This window comes from Candidatus Bathyarchaeia archaeon, from assembly GCA_035283685.1.
Classification (GTDB): Archaea; Thermoproteota; Bathyarchaeia; order Bathyarchaeales; family Bathyarchaeaceae; genus DATETJ01.
The window spans coordinates 500,809-520,147 of sequence record DATETJ010000009.1 but is presented as its reverse complement, the minus strand read 5'-3'; the positions used below and the strand labels follow the sequence as shown (position 1 = coordinate 520,147).

At 46.2% G+C, this 19,339-nt stretch carries 14 protein-coding genes and 1 rRNA gene; 7 read left to right on the top strand and 8 right to left on the bottom strand.

Translation table 11 applies throughout. The features are described 5' to 3' along the window. The first annotated feature begins 35 nt into the window (after positions 1-35). The gene (locus VJ249_09305; protein ID HKZ94757.1) at positions 36-602 is read left to right on the top strand and encodes a hypothetical protein; all 567 of its coding nucleotides are present in this window, start codon (positions 36-38) and stop codon (positions 600-602) included. A 54-nt stretch (positions 603-656) separates the two neighbouring features. Here VJ249_09305 and VJ249_09300 read toward each other — a convergent pair whose 3' ends face one another. Next, positions 657-1,052, bottom strand: coding sequence for a hypothetical protein (locus tag VJ249_09300; protein HKZ94756.1), 396 nt, complete (start codon positions 1,050-1,052; stop codon positions 657-659). A gap of 463 nt (positions 1,053-1,515) precedes the next feature. Between VJ249_09300 and VJ249_09295 the strand changes: the two genes are divergently transcribed. Together VJ249_09295 and VJ249_09290 are read left to right on the top strand one after the other, a co-directional pair. After that, entirely contained in the window at positions 1,516-2,334 is an 819-nt protein-coding gene (locus VJ249_09295) for a methyltransferase domain-containing protein (protein HKZ94755.1), read from the top strand. A 963-nt stretch (positions 2,335-3,297) separates the two neighbouring features. Then, positions 3,298-4,796 (top strand): 16S ribosomal RNA (locus VJ249_09290). Positions 4,797-5,418: 622 nt separating this feature from the next. On the opposite strand, the gene VJ249_09285 is transcribed toward VJ249_09290, so the two are convergent. From VJ249_09285 to VJ249_09255, 7 genes are all read right to left on the bottom strand, one after another. After that, positions 5,419-5,829 carry a cytoplasmic protein gene (locus tag VJ249_09285; GenBank protein ID HKZ94754.1) on the bottom strand — a complete coding sequence of 137 codons (411 nt, stop codon included), beginning with the start codon at positions 5,827-5,829 and terminating at the stop codon, positions 5,419-5,421. 58 nt (positions 5,830-5,887) lie between these two features. Next, complete coding sequence (locus tag VJ249_09280; GenBank protein ID HKZ94753.1) at positions 5,888-6,442, bottom strand: DUF3368 domain-containing protein; 555 nt, start codon at positions 6,440-6,442, stop codon at positions 5,888-5,890. Next, positions 6,439-6,759, bottom strand: coding sequence for a UPF0175 family protein (locus VJ249_09275; GenBank protein ID HKZ94752.1), 321 nt, complete (start codon positions 6,757-6,759; stop codon positions 6,439-6,441). The genes VJ249_09280 and VJ249_09275 overlap by 4 nt, the downstream gene beginning before the upstream one ends. 231 nt (positions 6,760-6,990) lie before the next feature. Further along, the gene (locus VJ249_09270; GenBank protein HKZ94751.1) at positions 6,991-7,506 is read right to left on the bottom strand and encodes a DUF4184 family protein; all 516 of its coding nucleotides are present in this window, start codon (positions 7,504-7,506) and stop codon (positions 6,991-6,993) included. 398 nt (positions 7,507-7,904) lie between these two features. Continuing rightward, positions 7,905-9,179 carry a helicase C-terminal domain-containing protein gene (locus VJ249_09265; GenBank protein ID HKZ94750.1) on the bottom strand — a complete coding sequence of 425 codons (1,275 nt, stop codon included), beginning with the start codon at positions 9,177-9,179 and terminating at the stop codon, positions 7,905-7,907. 88 nt (positions 9,180-9,267) lie between these two features. After that, positions 9,268-11,550 carry a hypothetical protein gene (locus VJ249_09260; protein HKZ94749.1) on the bottom strand — a complete coding sequence of 761 codons (2,283 nt, stop codon included), beginning with the start codon at positions 11,548-11,550 and terminating at the stop codon, positions 9,268-9,270. Continuing rightward, positions 11,551-13,263 carry a helicase C-terminal domain-containing protein gene (locus tag VJ249_09255; GenBank protein ID HKZ94748.1) on the bottom strand — a complete coding sequence of 571 codons (1,713 nt, stop codon included), beginning with the start codon at positions 13,261-13,263 and terminating at the stop codon, positions 11,551-11,553. Positions 13,264-13,590: 327 nt separating this feature from the next. Here VJ249_09255 and VJ249_09250 point away from each other — a divergent pair, with 327 nt between their 5' ends. The 4 genes from VJ249_09250 (at position 13,591) to VJ249_09235 (ending at position 19,338) form a co-directional block, all read left to right on the top strand. Further along, on the top strand, positions 13,591-15,714 hold the full coding sequence (locus tag VJ249_09250; protein ID HKZ94747.1) for a hypothetical protein: 2,124 nt from the start codon (positions 13,591-13,593) through the stop codon (positions 15,712-15,714). A 416-nt stretch (positions 15,715-16,130) separates the two neighbouring features. Beyond that, positions 16,131-17,990, top strand: a complete 1,860-nt coding sequence (locus tag VJ249_09245) for a beta-propeller domain-containing protein (GenBank protein HKZ94746.1) — start codon at positions 16,131-16,133, stop codon at positions 17,988-17,990. Positions 17,991-18,008: 18 nt separating this feature from the next. After that, positions 18,009-18,149 (top strand): hypothetical protein, encoded by a 141-nt coding sequence (locus VJ249_09240; GenBank protein HKZ94745.1) that lies wholly within the window; start codon positions 18,009-18,011, stop codon positions 18,147-18,149. A 133-nt stretch (positions 18,150-18,282) separates the two neighbouring features. After that, positions 18,283-19,338 carry an NAD(P)-dependent glycerol-1-phosphate dehydrogenase gene (locus VJ249_09235; GenBank protein ID HKZ94744.1) on the top strand — a complete coding sequence of 352 codons (1,056 nt, stop codon included), beginning with the start codon at positions 18,283-18,285 and terminating at the stop codon, positions 19,336-19,338. Position 19,339 lies beyond the last annotated feature (1 nt).

Below are 19,339 nucleotides of genomic sequence, written 5' to 3'. Positions count from 1 at the left end.
GTCGGTAGGATTGCGGAGAAACTGGGGAGTTACCTTTGAATGAAAACAACGCTCTAGTTTCGAAAGTTTCCAAAACCATCAGTGAACTTGAGAATAAAGAAATATTGCGTGATATAGAGCTTACTCAAAAAGCCAAGAACCTGATTATACAATCAAAAGGTGACAAGGAGAGGACAGAAAAACTTCAACTGGGCTTGGACGATATTGAAAAGCGACTTTTAGGTAATCTGCAAACAAGAATTCCCGGATATAGCGAACTCAAAAGTGACAAAGACGCTCTCGATGAAAAGAGAGAGCGAATTAGAACTCAAATAAAGACATGGGAGGGTTTAGCCTTAATCAAAGAAACAAGCGAGTACATAGAAAGAATTCAAGCCTCCGAGGCACAGCTAAAGGAGTTAGACGAGCTTGTTCAAAAGACCAAATCAGCAATAGAGGCTTTTGAGGAACGTGCTGGAAAGCTCTCTAATCTGCCTCCGCAAGTGTGCGAGAACCTGAAGCACCCGGGGAAAAAGAAGAGGCCTGTGCAGGGCAAACGGGGAGAAACGTTTGACCGCTGGTATTGCGACATCTGCAAGAAATTTGTGGATAACCCTATTTAACTGTGCAAGGTGTGCGCGTACGCTCTAAATGAGAATTTTAGCGCGCGCGAAACTCTATTCGGAACACCAGAAGAGATAGACTTTTTTCTGAAGTAGCATACCGCAGATGCCAGTCAGTTTAGAGAGTTTTTCAAGGTCTGCGTTTTCAACCGCCCTTCTGTAGAACTTGCTTCTGCCGCAAGAATCGTGGAAGCTGAATTCCTTCATGAAGCGTGGATGCTTGTTTTCCAAGAAGGTTGTCTTGAGCATGCTTAGCTCTTGGGTGTTCAGATTGGCGAGTTTCCTCAGCACGTATTTTGGGCTGCATAAATAGGTGGCGTTGAAACTTAGTTTATTGAGCACTTCTATGATTCTTAGAGTCTCTCTGACCGGTTTGCTTTCAGCTATTTTGCGCATGCCTGCTCTCTCGAAGAAGGGATTGTACTTGGCCATGACGGCTACTGTTTCCACGTATGGTGTGCCAGCATGCGCTAGGGTCTCTCGGGCGAGTTTGTGACTAGTCCGATTGTCCTATACCTAGGATGAACTACTACTCGGCTGATAATGCTGAGTTTCTCATTCAGCTCTCGCATGCTCATTCTTGGCAGGACCATTCTTCGTCCAAAGCATGCTGCAGGCAGATAAGAATAGACAACTACTCCGCAGAGTTCTTCGCCGCGTTTAAGAGAGAAGATCTTGCAGATGCCTGCTACTTTGTAGCTGCGGTAATGGAAGCCTGCGAGCGATAGTAGTCTTGCCTTGAGCCCTCTAAAACGTGCATTTCTTTAACTAGGGAACATTCTTTGTTGATTTCGTTGGGATAGTATTTGACTTCATTTCTTTGCCTATTCTCTTGCGCACATCACTTAAGGCTCCTCAACAGTGTTCACATCACTTAAGAGCCAACCAAACATATTTTCCCGATGTGACCGATATGCCGAAGACTAGTGTTGAAGAGATCTTCGACAAGTATGCGAAGGGTTATTCTTCTAATGCCTTTGCGCCAACGAGATATGACACTGCACGGGCTGCCATGAGCTTCGCCGACGACATCACATGGCACTTCCTAACCAAATATTTGCCAAAACGCAAATCCATCACGATACTAGACGCAGGCGGCGGAGACGGCTACTGGGCACAAAAGCTAGTAGAACTAGGCTACAAAAACATCGTAATAGCCGACATCTCACAAGGAATGCTAGACGAAGCAGCAAAACGCTTCGCCAAACTCAAAACAAACCACAACGCCACATTCGTAAAGTCTGACATCACCAACATGAAAGAATTCCAAACTGCCCACTTTGATTATGTCTTCTCTCAATATGACGCAGTTTCGCTCTGCATGAAACCAGCCCAAGCCATAAAAGAACTAGCCAGAGTTGCCAAAAAAGGCGCCTACGTAATCGCAAGCTTGGACACCAAATTCAGACGCGTACCCGAACTAATCCAAGCAGGCAAAATAAACGAAGCAGAACAACTGCTCAAAACAAACATATCATACGACTGCGACTTCCCACAACACAACCTCACTTATCAAGAACTAACAGAATACTTCACAATAGCAGGACTAACCGTCATCGAAATCATCGGCGCACCAGTCTTCATGCACCAAGTCGACCAGCAAATCCTACAAAAACTCGAAGCAGACCCAAAAATCCGCAACAAACTACTCAAGATGGAACTCGCCCACTGCACAAACACGTCACTAGTAAACTTCGCAGGACACCTCCAAATAGTACGTCAAAAACCATAACATTGTCAACCCTCTTCTATTCAGCCACGCACCGACGCACACACACCATAGAAGTAGTAGTCAACGTACACGCGGCGCAGACAACTACTTCTAAAGCAGAACCCCCCTTCGGTGTTATTACTCGTTCTAAGCGGAATTTAATAACATCTGAAACAGAAACCGCTCTCACATAATCACGTCCAACATTCAAGTAGTTGTTGTGGTAAACCCTTCAACGTCAACAACAACTTCAAAACAGCCACAGCCCCTTTTCAACGACCACAAACAGTCTGCGCTTCCATGTTCAGCCTGCAACTGTCCAAGCCAACAAAACCATACCGGGCGTTGATGTCACTCGGGAACACTCCTATGACGATGTCCACACAGCTTTCAGCCTGCTAAACCCAACCGCACCAATTGTAGAAGAAGGCGCTAAGCGATTGTTTCCTTCTTCTTTTGAAATTTCTTTTCCCGCAGAGTCCCGTCAACATACGCAAACACCACGCATGCCAACATTAAACTTCACGCTAAACTATGTTGAAGCGCACCACAAACCAAAAGTAAACAGCGCCAGAAACACCATACAGAAACTAAAACAAACCCACAAAAACACACAGAAAAGCCCAACTTCCACCTTGAAAAAATTTTTCTGCACCCATACTAACCCTCACCCAGATCACCACACAGCAACCCTTATATCAAACGAAACCGCCTCAAGAATAAATTGGCTACAAAGCCGTCCGTAACTAAAAAAGGCGGCGTCAACCACGACAAAACGGCGCGTAACGCCTAAGGATGACCATAACGGTTGACCTCCAGATACGGACACAAAAAATGTAGACCCGAAAAAAGCACAGACTCTCTCGGGTCAAAAAAGGGCTTGAACAAATCTTTCCCCAATTCCAGTCTAGCCAAATGCGGCAAAGTTATGGGAAAACAGAACAGTACTCCCAAACAAAGTGCCGAAAAATCATCCAAACAACAAATCCGGTTGATCCTGCCGGACCCTACTGCTATCGGGGTGGGACTAAGACATGCGAGTCGAACGCTTCACAGCCATGAGTGAAGCGTGGCATACGGCTCAGTAACACGTGGCTAACCTACCCTCGAGACAGGGACAACCCCGGGAAACTGGGGCTAATCCCCGATAGATGAGAACACCTGGAACGGGTTCTCGTCCAAAAGGCGCCAGGATCATGCTTCTTGGCGTCGCTCAAGGATGGGGCCGCGTCCGATCAGGCTGTTGGTGAGGTAACGGCTCACCAAACCTATAACCGGTACGGGCCGTGGGAGCGGGAGCCCGGAGATGGGAACTGAGACAAGGTCCCAGGCCCTACGGGGCGCAGCAGTTACGAAAACTTGTCAATGCACGAAAGTGTGAACGGGCTACCCCGAGTGCCGTCCGCTGAGGATGGCTTTTCTCCGCTGTAAGAAAGCGGAGGAATAAGGAGAGGGCAAGTCTGGTGTCAGCCGCCGCGGTAATACCAGCTCTCCGAGTGGTAGGGATGATTATTGGGCTTAAAGCGTCCGTAGCCGGCCTTCCAAGTCTCGTGTTAAATCCAGCGATTCAATCGTTGGACTGCAGGAGATACTGTAAGGCTAGGAGGCGGGAGAAGCCGACGGTATTTTCGGGGTAGGGGTAAAATCCTATAATCCCGGGAAGACCACCAGTGGCGTAGGCGGTCGGCTAGCACGCGCTCGACGGTGAGGGACGAAAGCTGGGGGAGCGAACCGGATTAGATACCCGGGTAGTCCCAGCTGTAAACGATGCGGGCTAGGTGTTGGAGCGGCTACGAGCCGCTCCAGTGCCGCAGGGAAACCATTAAGCCTGCCGCCTGGGGAGTACGGCCGCAAGGCTGAAACTTAAAGGAATTGGCGGGGGAGCACCACAAGGGGTGAAGCTTGCGGTTTAATTGGAGTCAACGCCGGGAACCTTACCGGGCGCGACAGCAGGATGAAAGCCAGATTGAAGGTCTTGCTGGACGAGCTGAGAGGAGGTGCATGGCCGTCGCCAGTTCGTGCCGTGAGGTGTCCTGTTAAGTCAGGCAACGATCGAGACCCACACCCTCTGTTGCTACCGAGGAGTTTTCCAAGGAGCACTCTGAGGGGACTGCCGCCGATAAGGTGGAGGAAGGAGTGGGCCACGGCAGGTCAGTATGCCCCGAATCGCCCGGGCCACACGCGAGCTGCAATGGCTGGGACAGTGGGTTCCGACCCCGAAAGGGGTAGGTAATCCCGAAACCTGGCCTCAGTTTGGATCGAGGGCTGAAACCCGCCCTCGTGAAAATGGAATCCCTAGTAATCGCGCGTCATCAGCGCGCGGTGAATACGTCCCTGCTCCTTGCACACACCGCCCGTCGTTCCACTCGAGTGGGTTTAGGATGAGGCGTGGTCCTTTGTGGCTGTGTCGAATCCTAGGTTCGCGAGAGGGGAAAAGTCGTAACAAGGTGGCCGTAGGGGAACCTGCGGCCGGATCACCTCCTATGTAATCAGCTTTTGGCTGTGTGATTGGGTTGGGGAAAGGTTGGTTCAAGCCCACCATTATTCATTATCGTGTTCTTCGTTTGGTTCGTCAATTTGATAGTTTAGTGTGCTTTAGCGTTACTTAGCGTGACGTAGGGTTACTTAGCGTTATTCTGTGTGATGTGAATTCATGAGTTTGAGGCTGTTGGGTGTGGTGTAGATGGTTAGTATGAGTGCTGAAAATTTTTCTTGCGGTGAAAGTCGGGTTTTTCAGGTTGTGGTTTAGGGTTTGTTGCGGGTTCTGAATGGTGTCTTAGGCTCTGTTTGCTGGTGTTTTAATGGTACTTTCAATGTTGTTAATCGTGACGTTTGCGTATGTTGCCGGTTTTGTGGGAAGAGAGATTTCAAAATAAGAAGGAGACAATCGCTTAGCGCCTTCTTACTATGTTGGAAGTAGTTTTTGGGGCTGTTGACCTTTGGGGCGTGTTAGTGTTGAAGTTGTCTCAGAAACACTAACATCTGATGTTGCTCTGGGTGGGCGGGTTTTGTTTCAGATGTTATTAACTTCCGCTTAGAATGAGTAATAATACCGAGGCGCTTTAGGTTCAGAAGTAGTTGTCTGTGCGGCGTGTACGTTGACTACTACTTCTTGTGTTTGGGTGGGGGTTCTTTTAGTTCGATGATAAGGACGTGTGTGTTTGTGTCTCCGATGTTTTCTCCGATGTGTGCTTGTTCGTCTGACCACAGTGTTTCGCCTTGCTTGAGTTCTCGTGTTGTGGTTTTGCCGTTGGTGAAGGTCATTTTTCGTTTGAATGGGCTGAGCGCGTATAGTAGGAAGTCTTTGTGGTGGTGGAGTTTTGTTTTGTCGCCGGGTTCGTCTTTGTAGTCGTAGACTCGTACGCGGTTGTTTTCGAAGATAACTTTGTACTTATCATGGTCGGTTTTTGCTGGGTCTATTGCATGTGCAGTTAGCTCGTCTTTGGTAGTGAACGGGGTTACTCCTTTCATAACGCCGAAGCCTTTTTTCCTGATTTTCTTGATGGCTGTTTCCATGGCTTTGTCCTCTTTGACGTTCTTGCTTTGATCAACTCCTTTGTTAAGTGGCTAGGAGTTATTTCTTTGGTTTTTCGATTCGTGTTCTTCCTTGCCGCTTGTCGCATCTTTCTAGGGCTTCCATTATTTTTGAGTAGCTTTCTAGGCTGCATCTCCAGCCTTGGAGGGTCATTTCGTTTATGGCTTGTTTTGCTCTTTCTTTTGTAATCAGCCCGTGACAGACAGCTCTCATCAGGATACAAGGTGTGCCTACATACGATATTGCGAATATCCGTGCGGTTTTTCTTGCTACCTCATCGTCGATAACTGCTATGCCGTTTTGTTCTCGTGCAATGACTAGGACTTCTGCATCGGTTATGTGGAGCCCTTTTGTCTCCAGTAGACTTGCGAGGAGTCTCTTGTTCTTGACTTCGGTAACTTTGAAAACGTGGTCAGTGAACATTTTGTCCAGAATGATGGCGTCTGGAATACCTTTGCGCTTTCCTTTGTCTACGACTTCTCTTTTGACGTGTGGTGAAGTTAGTTTTTCATCTTTTAATTGTTCGAGGATCTTTGCTAGTCCGACTTTGGTTATGTAGATTAATGGTGTGGCGTTGAAGACGAGTGGCTTCACTCGGAGTCCGCCACAGTGGCTTCTTTTAGTTCTTTTTCGATCTCTTCAGGTGTGTACCTGACCCATTCTACGTTGCGTTGTTTCACTAGGTCAGCGAGTTCCCAGAGTGAGAGTTTGGCCATTTCTGCGGCTTTGGCAAACGTTACTTTTCCGTTTCGTAACAGTTCTAGAGCAGTTTGTTTTCTCCATTCCTCGATTCCCATTTCGAGGAGTGTTCTAACCACTGTGGCTTTGTCGAGTTTCATGCGGTCAACTGCTTCTAGAATTTCTTTCTCAATCTCTTCAGGTATCCTTACTGCCAGTGGCTTGAGTGTCAAAGGGTTCACCGTATACAAATGATACCAAATGCATACATAAATACGTTGTGATAGGGTTTCTTTGTTGGCGGGCTACCGCATCACGATTGACTTGGCTTTGGTTAAAAGGTCCTCGGCAAACCGCAGGTTCTCTTTGAGTTCTTGAGGTTGAAGGTTTTGCTAGGCTGGTATTGTTTTCCGAAATGTATTTCGGTTTTCCGAAAATAGAATCTTGCGGCATAACCTAAGGTGTCAATTCTTTGTCTGGCTCGGCGGGTTGTGTTTTTTCCACAGGTATAAGCCGTACATGGCTACGGCTATGATGAAGCTGATTGTGCAGATTGTGTAGATTTCGAAGTATCGGAACGTGCTTGGGTTGAGGAGTGGGTTCTGGTCTAGTGGGTAGAAGGGTTGGATGTCGGTGTAGAGGTAGGCGTCTAGTAGGATGTGTGAGTAGATGCCGATCAATGCGCCAGCTAGGATTCTTTGAAATGATTGTTTTTGGCTTAGCTTTAGAAGAGACATTATGTTTTCTATGGGTTTCCGCAGTATGAACGTGAGTGTTGTGAGTAGCAGTGCTAGTAGTGTGCCTCCGATTAGGGTGTGTAGGAAGCCGTGGAGAGGGTAGGGCAAGTTGAAATATAGTATGATCATGGGTTCTATGTCGGGTGCGATGCTTCCTAGTAGGAGGGCTGGCAGATACACGTAGGATAATAGGGTTAGGGCAAGGATGGATGCGGGACCTAGGTGGAATGGAGTAAAAGGCATACGATATACAGAAAGCTTGTGCAGTGTTAAAAGCCTTGTCGCTGCTTTGTTTTTCTAGCATTGAACTATAGTTTGCGGGAAGGGCTGTGTGAAAGAAGAAGGCAACTGACCCTTAAGGTCGTCTTCTGCCATGTTGGAGCTAGTTTTGCGGCTGTGGCTGTATGGATGTCGTCATCAGTATGTTCCTAGTGACATCAACGCCCCGAATATTGTGGCTGCGGGCAGTAGCTTGGACAGTTGCAGTTGGACACGCAGGCGCAGGCTGTTTGTGGGGGTTTCTGTTTCAGATGTTATTAACTTCCGCTTAGAACAAGTAATAATACCGAGTGGTTTTTTGTTTAGAAGTAGTCTGCGCTGCGTGTCTGTTGACTTCTACCAGAATCCCTCTTAAGTTGCACTCAGCCCAAATCGGTGATCAGATGTATCGCTTTATATTTTGTAGTAGCCTTGATATGACTCGCCAGATTTCGTGAACGAAATAAGAGAAGGCATATTCCATTCTCTTGAGGTGATCTCCCCACCCTGCCCATACCTTGAATGAGCCGCCTCTTGGCTATCTTGCTATACTGAGTGTGCTTTCCTTCAGCTATCTCCAGAAGACTCGGCTGGGGAAACGGAGGGTTAGGAATTATCAGGAGTCTCAGATCCTTAATCGATATCCCTTCCCAGTAAACGTTGGAAGAAGTCAGCAGAATGGGATTTGGGTGACACACGAATTTCCTATAGACATTAAGCCTCTCTGTGTAATGAAGACCTGACCCTATCGTCATGACTCTGTTTCCCAGTTTCCGTGAGAGTGCTTTGTCCCATTTGAGACACATCGAATTGCTGTTAACAAGAATCAAGGTTCGCAGTCTTGTATTTTTCAGCAAGAATACTACTAGATTCTTCTTCTCACCATTCGAATTGCATGAGATGTAACGATATGCAACATTCTTTTTCGGTACGAAGTCGTTCTGGCTGTCGCCTATATTTTGAACCATTTCATTTGGGATATTACAGTAGAACTGAAGTTCCTTCGGATCCAAAAGAGTCGCAGAAAAAAGAAATAATTTTCCCTTGGGTACAAGTCCTCTTCTGTCAGGGTCAGCAAGCAGAAACTTCAGGTCACAAGTAGTATCACAAACAATGCAGAAACCACGCCATTGAGATAAGGTTTTCAGAATTTGCGTAACACTACTTTTATACTTGCTTTCAATCATCCCCTCGAGTATATCATGGGCACTTTCAGCACTTAGTTCTTTTGTGGTATAACCTTCACCTTTTTCCAGAGAGGATACGATAGCCTCGTAAAGCGGTTCTCCTTTTTCCAAGTGAATGGACTTGACGATGTCTCTGTCCAACTCGATCGCGGATCGTAGGTTGTGAGCTTCATCAATAAACGCAAATTCATAGTCATGCCTCTTCTTGACATAGGCGCCAACATTGATTACTGGCGGAGACTCTTCTGATCTGCAATTGACTTCGGCTAGCTCTTTCTGAAATTCGAATCTGAGTTCGTTGTTAGGAGTTACAATACACGTTGATATGTCATGATCATGGAAATAAGATGCACAGAGGGCGATTACATGTGTCTTTCCAGATGCTGGAGGTGCTGTGAAAGTAACAACTTTGAATTCAGGGCGGGTAATTGCGTAATGAATTTGTTTAAGAAGCTCCTTTTGAGAGTGCAAAAAAGAGCCATGCTTCTGACATTTTTTCGAATAAACCTGAAGTGCTTGTAACCAACTTCTAAATGGAGGAAGTCGAATAGTCGATAGTTTATATGAAGAAGATTCGTTGCCTGATTTTTTCATCTTTTGGGACACCAAATCTGTTCCAGTAGTAAGCATAAGACTGAAGGTAATAGAGCGGAGATGGTAATCTAGTCATGTGTCCGCTTGCTCGTCCCATCATAGACAAAGCGAATACGTGATTCACAATATCGGAACTTTCCCATGTCTTGCCTTTCCTTTTCTTGATTAGAAGTCTGATTGGCATCGGGCACCCACGCTTGGTTGCATCTTTCTCTATTGTCTTACCTGTAAGCAGGAAAAAGGTGTCATCATCAGACTTCAATGCAACGCCTTGGGGAGCGCTTTCATAGGCTTCGATTGGTGGTCTTTCACGTACAGAAACAATCTTGCCAAACCTAGGCGCTTTTCTAGGCAGCCATGTTTCAAAGAATCGAACGTAATCTTGATCGTCTATCTCTGCGATGCAGTATTCAACTTTCTTGCCCGTGCTTCCTAAAATGCCTTCTAGCTTCTCAAAAATATTGAATCGATCATATGAAAGAACGTAGAGAATCCGACCGTAGTCTTCATTTAAGCCCAGTAGTTCTTGAGCTAGGTTTTCGAAGTCCGTTGGTTGTACTGGGTCGAACTGCTTCAGCAACGCGCCTCTGCCGTCAAGTGCTAAAGCGAATATAGCTTGTTTTCCAGAGTATGGATTGGAGTAACTATGGATTCCCACCGTGCATGGAATGTTTTCTTGGTCAGGAAGTAGCCAAGGGTCACCTCCGAACTTAAGGTTAATCTCCATAACCAACGCCATTACAGAGTCTTCATTCGCATGTTCTTCAGTAACATGTTGATGGATTATTCCTAATGAATTCTGGAGTATCTCCTTGCATCTGTCGTATTTTTCATCTCCTTCGCCTGTGTCGCTTCCTATAGTGATCACTGCGTCATAACCAGAGTAATCAGTTCTGTCAAAATCCAGTGTCCCATAGTCAAAACTCAACTCAGAATTGTTCCTGAGTTTGAATTCCTTTGCAAGCGCGGTCAAGAAGACCTTGATCTTCTGCGACCTATCAGGTCCGCAGACTAGTGCACGAATGTTTTCGATTGGTCTTGCGAATGAGAGCTTCTTGTCTGTATAACTATGATAGAAGTTTACGTCATACGGTGTCTTTATCAACATATCCTTATTTCCAAACTTGAGTTTCAACTCAGCTGGCTTGGAAACAAGTGAGGTCACATCCATCGCTTCGGTTGAGATCTCCACGAGTTTTGGATAGATCTCAGGAAGGTATGTTCGAAGCATTCGATCCACTTCAAGCAGAACCCCATAAATCTTTTGCAGCTGGTTCTTGCAGTCGGGATGGATCACTCCCCAAACCTGCGTTCTCTGCCAACGAGGTATTCGCTTCTCCAGATCACTGAATGTGTGTCCAATTGACAACACTTCTGGAACATGGTACTGTATTCGCTTCGTGTCCAGTCCGATTTCGTATACAACTAAGGGCTGCTTTGGATCAAGTTCTTGGACGCCATAGGTATCGCGCAAGTATTCGACATGAGACGCTGTAGAACCTGGTGTTATGTCGCATGCACGGTGCTGCCAGGTTACCTCCTTGATTTCCTTAACACTTGGCCCTGGATAACTAATGACCTCGGCAACTTTACCCCTCAGCAGGAAATTCACGTAATCGACGAATTCCTTCGGTGGATTGTAGAAATCCGCATTGGTCTTTCTTGTCAATTCGTAATACTTCATTAGACTCTTGATTTCGTTGAGCAAGTTCTTATGAGATCTCAGTTCAGTTTCACGGTTGAGTACAAAGACAGGCAAATTATTGAATTCATGAAGCCCTCGATAGTACTTTTTCGAATCTATAATACCGGTCTTCTCTATAAGATCTGCATCAAAGTAGGGTTCGTCGCGGAGTATGTAAGGAGCTTCCGGGTGAAACTTGTAATATTCAGAGGAAAGCATTGTGAGAGCTATGTCTGCGAGTCTATTCACCAAAAGTCGGTATTGATCGAACTGATCCAATCCCACAGAAGAACTGCCAGCGTCGACTAGCGTGACGTTAAACCTACCAACTTCAGGAATCTCGGCAACGTGTCCAGTAAGTTTGGAGATAGGAGACAACGACATAATTTGCTGTCCGCTTGAGACAGAAGGCTTTCTTTCCCGATACAGGATTTGCTTCGCAACAATACCGAGGATCTGATACTGCTGTGGCTTGTTAATTGGTTTGGGGTCAATGCTGGGCGTGTACCAACATACTGGAAGAGGCTCGTGCCTTGTCAACGGAAACAGATTTGCATGATACATTTACGATGCCCCCCATTGAGAGAACAAATCGTTGATTCTAGAGACAACTTTGTCCGATTTCAGAAACTCAACTCGCTCACGCAATTTCTGATTGAACATGCGTCTATTAATGTATCTTTTGAAGCGGTTGTCTGTTAATACCGCGACTCCAAAGTCTGCAGGGCTTCTGATGATTCTGCCTATGCCTTGTTGAAGCCGAATCAACATTCTCCGTTCGAAGTATGGATAGTTCAGTGCATGGCCTACGTGCGGACGAATGAATGGAGGTGAGATTATGATAGCCAGACCTAACTTCTTGATGTTGATTCCCTCCCACAAGGTCGAAGAAGCAGAAGCCAATGATATTTTCTTCTTGCTAGCTATCTCTTCAATTACATCACTATCCTGCAGTGAAACGTCTATGAAAAAAAGCTTGTCCGAAGGAAATTTCTTCGAGAGGATATTATAGGCCGATCTCTGGTCCCTGTAGTTCTTAAAGAGCACGAGTGCCCTCTCTTTTCGGTTCTCGAGTATGTCCGTCGTCAGACCAATGGCTTTTTCAAAGTAACTCTGTTGCCTAGTGTCGCCTATATTGTCGACTATTATAATTGCGAGTTTTCGAAACCAGTTATCGATCTCTGGATAATGAGAGTCCTTTGGAGGTGCAATTTCAAGTCTAATGCTATCGTAGTCTCTCAGAGTGCAGGAATTAGCGTGCAGATTCACATCGCCGGGTGTCGCCGTAACAAAGATCACTCTGCTGTCATTGAAACGGTTACGAATAATATACTCAACTATGTCGTCCCTTCTTGAGATTAGTTCGCTCGAATCCCAATCTTGAGGATCATAAAAATCCTTTCTGACATAGAACTGGTATTTGCTTGATTCCTTACATCTTCGTATGAAATAGTAGATGCTCCAACACATTGAACGCTTGGGTTCTGAAAGCCTCATGATCTCTTGCTTAAGTTGTTCTTCATTCTTGCTGTTGACAAGTTCTGCTAAACGCTTTATGTACTCTATAGTTATGATTCCTTCCTTGTCTTCTGGATTCACGCATCGTTCGAAGATTTCGCTAAAAAGGTTCAGGAAACCCTGAACCATGACGGAGAGTGATGGCTGTTGTATCCCTTCCTCATAGAAAATTCTAACAGGCGCATAGTGTATGATGATCTGATATGCTTGTTCCTTCGTATTTTCAAAGCTGTGGGAATCGTCCAAAACTATAATGTCGTACTTCCTATTTGCTGACGCCAAAAGAAACTTTGAGAAATTCGTGACAACCAGATTGGAGGTTTTATAATTTTTTTCGGATTGGATTACGGCGCAGTCTACACCCTTTGGTTTGCAGAGTTCCTCCTTAAGCTCTCCACAGCACCAATTCTGAGCTTTTGAATCTAAAACGGGGCAGTCATACTCCTGAATCCCATAGATGAGAACTGGCTGCGATTTTCTCTGAAACTGTCTTATCTCAGAATTCACACGCCTCTGTGCTTGTTTCGTTGCTGTTAAAACAAGTGCACTCCTCCCATTATCTGATACGTCAGCAACGATAGGAGCATACACCAGTGTTTTACCTGCCCCTGTCGGTAGATCAATTACTACATCTGCGCCGTTGTTGATGCTTTCAACCGCACCCTTTATACAGGCTACTTGATACTCCCGATGCTCCACTTTCTGATACCGTTCAAGAACCGACTGTAGGCTAAGGTTAAGATTTTGATTATTGCCCAAGCCAGTTTTCCCTCTGCGCTAGATTACAAACGGTATCCTTGATTTGTGCTTATTTCAGTTGCGCTCGTTTCGTGCAAGCGAATTGAGTTTATGATTTTCGCAGTCGCTTGATTGAAAAATCACCTCTGGGCTGAGTTTTGCCTTTCGGTCGTGCCATGGTCGTGAGTCTTAGCCTCCATCTCACATCAGCTGCAATAGATAACCCAAGTCCTTGAAGAGCACAAGGTGAGTCTCGTTGCCAGTGGATGCTTCAGATATTTAGATGCAACTGTAGAAAAACTATTCAAGTAGCGTTTTACAAATCCGACTGATAGAGAAGGTCGAATTATGCAAGAACTGACAGCAATGGTAGGTACCCTCGAGTTCGAAATCTTGTCTCATAAGGTCCTGAATCGCATAATTGATGATCACAATGCGCGTGTTAATCTTCAAGCGAAGCCTCCTACGGACGACGACGTTGACGTGTTAGGATCTATGCTACTTCACGGGCATGTTGGGTGTTACCTTCCGACAGCCTTTTTTTATGCCTCTTTCAAACTACTGTTTCCATCATTTAACCTTGACGCCAAAGTCGTCAGGAAAATCAAGAAATCGAGAAATCACTCTGAGATTGAGTGGCAGACGATGACCGCGGCGAATACGATATCAGCTGTGTGTCAGGATTTTCACCAAGTCCTTTTTGGAGAATATCCGAAATGCAATCAATGTAGCCAAAGCGAGCATTTCTCAGCGCTTGGGCGGTTCTGGTCACGGCAGCGGAAGAAAGGGAAAAGCAAGGTTGAAAAGGAGATTCTGGACATCTCTTTGCTGAAGCTGAGAGCTTATGAAGATATTCATAGGGGCAGGATAGGGAAAGCGATTGCGAAATTACTTAAATTGTCGCGATGTCTAAAATCTAAAGGTAGCGAAAGGGGCTCAGAATTTTATGAAGCTTTGAGTTTGAGATACAAGGCTCTCAATTCTGATTCCTCTCAAAAGGCTAGAGAATATCTCCTTAGAGAAAGTTTGATGCTGAGGAAAATCAACCTCGAAGCGGAGGCAAGTCGCGCTTTGGCAGATTATTTCCGTGTTCTGGCTGAGGTCGAACCAAGCAGTTATCGATGTGCACTCTACGATTTTTTTGCATATGCATTACGAAAGAGGGACGTATTCGGCTGTATTGCTTATGCATGGGATCTTTTTGAATATCATAAGCATTTGATGTGCCACTATGCCCTGTTAAACGATGACGCATCGGCTTTGAGGCATGCTGACACAGCAGAAAAACTTGCGATAGAATTCAACATGAAAGACGAACTTGAAGAGATCAAGAGCATATCATCTCTTTTGAGGCGAAACGACAATGGGAGATCCTCCCAAAGAAGGCTTAGAAAACTCCACATTGACGAGGGTTATACAGGGGAATTAGATGATACTATGTTGTACTACATGTCTCTCAAGACATCCGATTTTAGAATCAAGTCTCAGATTCTGCACAAGATTTCCAAGAATTTGCTGAGACATAAAGAGGCTGAAATAGGCCGCTACTATTCATTCCTTGCTGAAATCTGTGACTACATACCGTTAAGCAAGGCCCATCGTCGTCAGGACATTCTCAGACTGAAAGGTATAGCCGCAAAGTATCGTTTCGAAGACCTTGCTGGGGCTGAGATCCACAAGGAGCTGGTAGAAGTCTTACTCAGCTTGTCTGAAGACCCCGGCTCCATCAAGAAATCCGATCTTAAGGAAATAGAGAAGAAGCTGAAGACCATCAATAATCAATGTAAATCATTACTTAATGACGAATTAATGTCAAACGTCGTAGAAACTACGTCATCTATTGTTTCCGAGCTAAAACATTACTTGTCTCTTTCCCAAAGTGAATCTATAAAAATCGCTGATGTTGCTTACCGGTTGATTCGAGTGTACGAAGAGAGAGTTCCTGGGCTACTGAAATATATGGAATATCCGGAGCTGGTCGAGCTCTTATGTGAAGGCACAGCGATGTTCAAGCCGCTTCTAACAGACCTAGCATCTCCGATCGCGGCGCAGAGAATACAAGGCAAAACAAGCTACATCAAAGGTTTGTCGTTGGAACAGGATCTGTATTCCGCAGCTGTCAAAGGTCTTTGGAAGAAAATAGCTCCTTTGAAACAATTCGAAACGGTTTTCCCACGACTCAGAGATAGGGAAGGCACTAGGGAAAAAGACTTGGTATTGCATCTTAAATCTGAAAAGGAAGAAGCCATCGCTATCTTCACAGCCAAGAATCACAAACGACCGTGTGGGATTGGTCTGGTTGATGAATTTAGGACAGTTGTTGAAGAAGAGAAAAGGTTGCGGGGAAAAGACGTTTTTGGTTTCTTTGTTGCAAGAGCCTTCAGCCGTAAGGCAATAGAAAGATGTAAGAGTTATGGAATATATCATTACACGATTGCGGAAATGCAAGATCTTGCAAAGGGGCTTCAATGAACAATTATCCCAAGTGGGTCAACAAGCTCAAATGCCTAAAGAATGTTTTTGATCTGCTCGTGCATTGTTTACGCCAAAATGCTAGACCCTGCAGCTGTTGATTTCAAACCAGCTTGGCTTTCATGCTGGAATCGAGGTTCATCACCAGATTCCATCAGACCGTTAAGCGGTTTGCCGCTGCCCACCCAGCCTAGGACAGCTACAAGTGGTATATTACGCGTGCGAACACAACACGTGCGCGCACAGAATAGACGAAACTGCTTAAAGCGAAGCAAGAAGCAAAACACCATAGTCTTGCATATTCATCAACTTATGAACACAGTAGCGTTCTGTTTTTAGTACATGGTGTTCTAGTGCATGGCATTAAGTCTCCCTTAGGCTATATTACTGGTTTGAAAGATGGAGTGTTACATGTGATGAATGACACTAAGATTCATGCTTTGATGGTTGCGTCAATTATCATGTCTTTGGCAGTTATTGCAGCAGTTGTTCCAGACTATCCTATCCAATCTGAAGCTCGGCTGAACTCGTTCACTTCTTATGAGGAGCTCAGAGACTTTGTCGCTGCAAGCACGCAGTATCAGAGCCAATATTACCTTGAAGGTTCGAGGCAACAGTGGAATTTCTTCGGTTCGACAACAATGCAAGCGAAAAGCGAGGACTCATCCATGCTTCCTCAATACTCAACAACGAATGTTCAAGTTGCAGGCGTGGACGAAGCCGACATAGTCAAGACTGATGGCACATACATTTACGTCATCTCAAACCAAAGCATAGTCATATTGAAGGCTTACCCGCCTGAAAACATCGAAATCCTCTCCCGCATCAGGTCTAACGGTGGCATAAGAGGCATCTTCATAAACGATGACAAACTCGCCATGTTCGAAGACACAAGCTACTACAACGAGTACAGAACAATGATTGAGCCCGGCTTCTACTACCCATACACACAGAAGACTACGATTAAAGTCTACGACATAGGCGACAGGGCAAATCCAACGTTGACCCGAAACATCTCAGTAGAAGGCAGCTACCTCAACAGCCGCATGATAGGCAACTACGTCTACGTCTTGGCCAACCAACCAATCTACATAACAGAAAACGAAGTCACGGTCCCAACAATAACTTACCCAGACCGAACCGAAGAAATCCCCGCAACTGAGATCTACTACTCAAACGTCACAGACAGCTTCAGCAACTACCTCAACGTGTTCGCCGTGAACATTCTCAACGATCAGCAAGAACCCACGCACAAGACTTTCCTGCTGGGATGGGCAAGCACCATGTACGTTTCCCCGGGCAACATCTACGTAACCTACTCCTCCTACCAAAACCAGGGTGAAGCCACAAAAATCCATCGAATACGCATAGACGAAGGAGAAATAGACTACCAAGCAAGCGGCGAGGTGCCCGGCTACGTGCTCAACCAGTTCAGCATGGACGAACACAACGGCTACTTCCGAATAGCCACCACAGAAGGCCAAGTATGGGCAAGAGGCGAATCCGCATCACGAAACAACGTGTACATCCTAGACATGGAACTAGACACGGTTGGAGCGCTTGAAGACTTGGCGCCGGGCGAAACCATCTACTCCGCCCGCTTCATGGGCAACCGATGCTACCTAGTCACCTTCAAGAAAATTGACCCACTCTTCGTCATAGACCTCAGCAACCCAACCAGCCCACAAGTTCTCGGTCAACTCAAAATCACCGGCTACTCCGACTACCTGCACCCCTACGACGAAACCCACATAATAGGCATAGGCAAAGAAACCATTGAAGGCGAAGGCGGCAACTTCGCATGGTACCAAGGAATAAAAATCAGCCTCTTCGACGTCAGTGATGTTTCAACGCCGAGAGAAGTCGCCAAATACGAAATAGGAGACAGAGGCACAGACTCGCCAATTCTGCGAGACCACAAAGCCTTCCTATTCGACAGAGAGAAAAACCTGCTCGTCATACCCGTCACTGTGGCAGAAATCGACCCGTCAAAGTACCCCGGCGAACTTCCACCATGGGCTTACGGCGACTTCGTGTGGGACGGAGCCTACGTCTTCAACATCTCCCTCGAACAAGGACTAGAACTCAAAGGCACAATAACCCACCTGAGCGACAACTCGGATCTACTCAAAAGCGGATACTATTATCAGTCGCCCTACTCAATACAGCGCTCACTTTACATAGACAACGTCCTCTACACAGTTTCAGAGATGAAAATCGAAATGAACTCCCTAACTGACCTCAGCCCAATCGGCGAAATAGCCTTAGGCGCATAAAAGGAGCACAGGGGCAACATGGCTTTAAGCGACTTCGTCAGACTCGTTGAAGACTTTGCCCAAATAGCTGTCACCGTACTCTTAGCCTACGTAGCCTACAAGATCGCTGTTCTCGTTGACTCTGTGAACGCCAAGATCAAAGCCGAAAAACCCGCTTAATCAGCAGACAACCATCATCCCATTGTCTCTTTCTTTTTGTCTGTTCATGGAGCTGCGCCGTTTTACCGACTGATTTAAGAGCCTCTAACATCAGATTTAGGAGGGTTCAAAACGGTAACAACCGTGGTCCATGATGGTCCTAAACCTACACCGCATGCAGTTGCCCCGCGAAGTCGTCGTTGGAAACGGCACACTCGACCAGATTGGCCCAATATGTAAGCGGCTGGGCTTCTCCAAATCCGCCATGATCGTTATGGGTCCAAAAACCATGGAAGTTGCTGGACGCAAAGTCATGGACATGCTTAAGGACGCAGGACTAAAAATCGACCATCTCGTGGTCACCTCCTGCAACATCAAAGACATTGTCTTTGTCGAAGACAAGATTGAAGAGTTAAAACCTCAAGTGGTTCTGGGCATAGGCGGCGGCACAAAAATCGACGTGGCAAAAATCAGCGCGTCACACAAGGAAACTCCATTCATAAGCGTGCCCACAACAGCCTCGCATGACGGCATCGCTAGTCCGCTTGTGTCGCTGAAAGGACTGGATAAACCGTATTCGTTGATGGCGCAGTCGCCCATGGCTATCGTAGCCGACACAAACATCATCATCAACTCATCTTATCGCTTTACGGCGAGCGGATGCGCCGACGTCATATCAAAACTCACATCAGTACGCGACTGGAGACTTGCCCACGAAGTCAAAGATGAGTATTATGGCGAGTACGCCGCTGACCTCGCCTCGATGAGTGCTCGACTCATGATCAAGAACGCTCGCCTACTGAAAACCAACATGGAAGAAGGTTTGCGTGTACTGCTTGAGGCGTTGATCAGCTGCGGCGTAGCCATGAGCATAGCTGGCAGCAGTCGTCCCTGCAGCGGTTCAGAGCATTTGTTCGGTCACGCGCTGGATCAAGTGGCGCCTAAACCTGCTCTGCACGGTGAACAGTGTGGTGTGGGCACGATTATGATGGCGCGGCTGCACAACATCAACTGGAGACAGGTAAGAGACACGTTGAAGCGTGTGGAGGCGCCCACAACCGCAGAGGAATTAGGTGTTGAACCCGACCACATTGTGGAATCCTTGATTCGTGCGGCTGAAATTCGTCCTGATCGTTACACTATTCTTGATGAACGCACTTTGACACCTGAAACTGCTAAGAGCTTAGCCAAGACAACGGGCGTGATTTGAC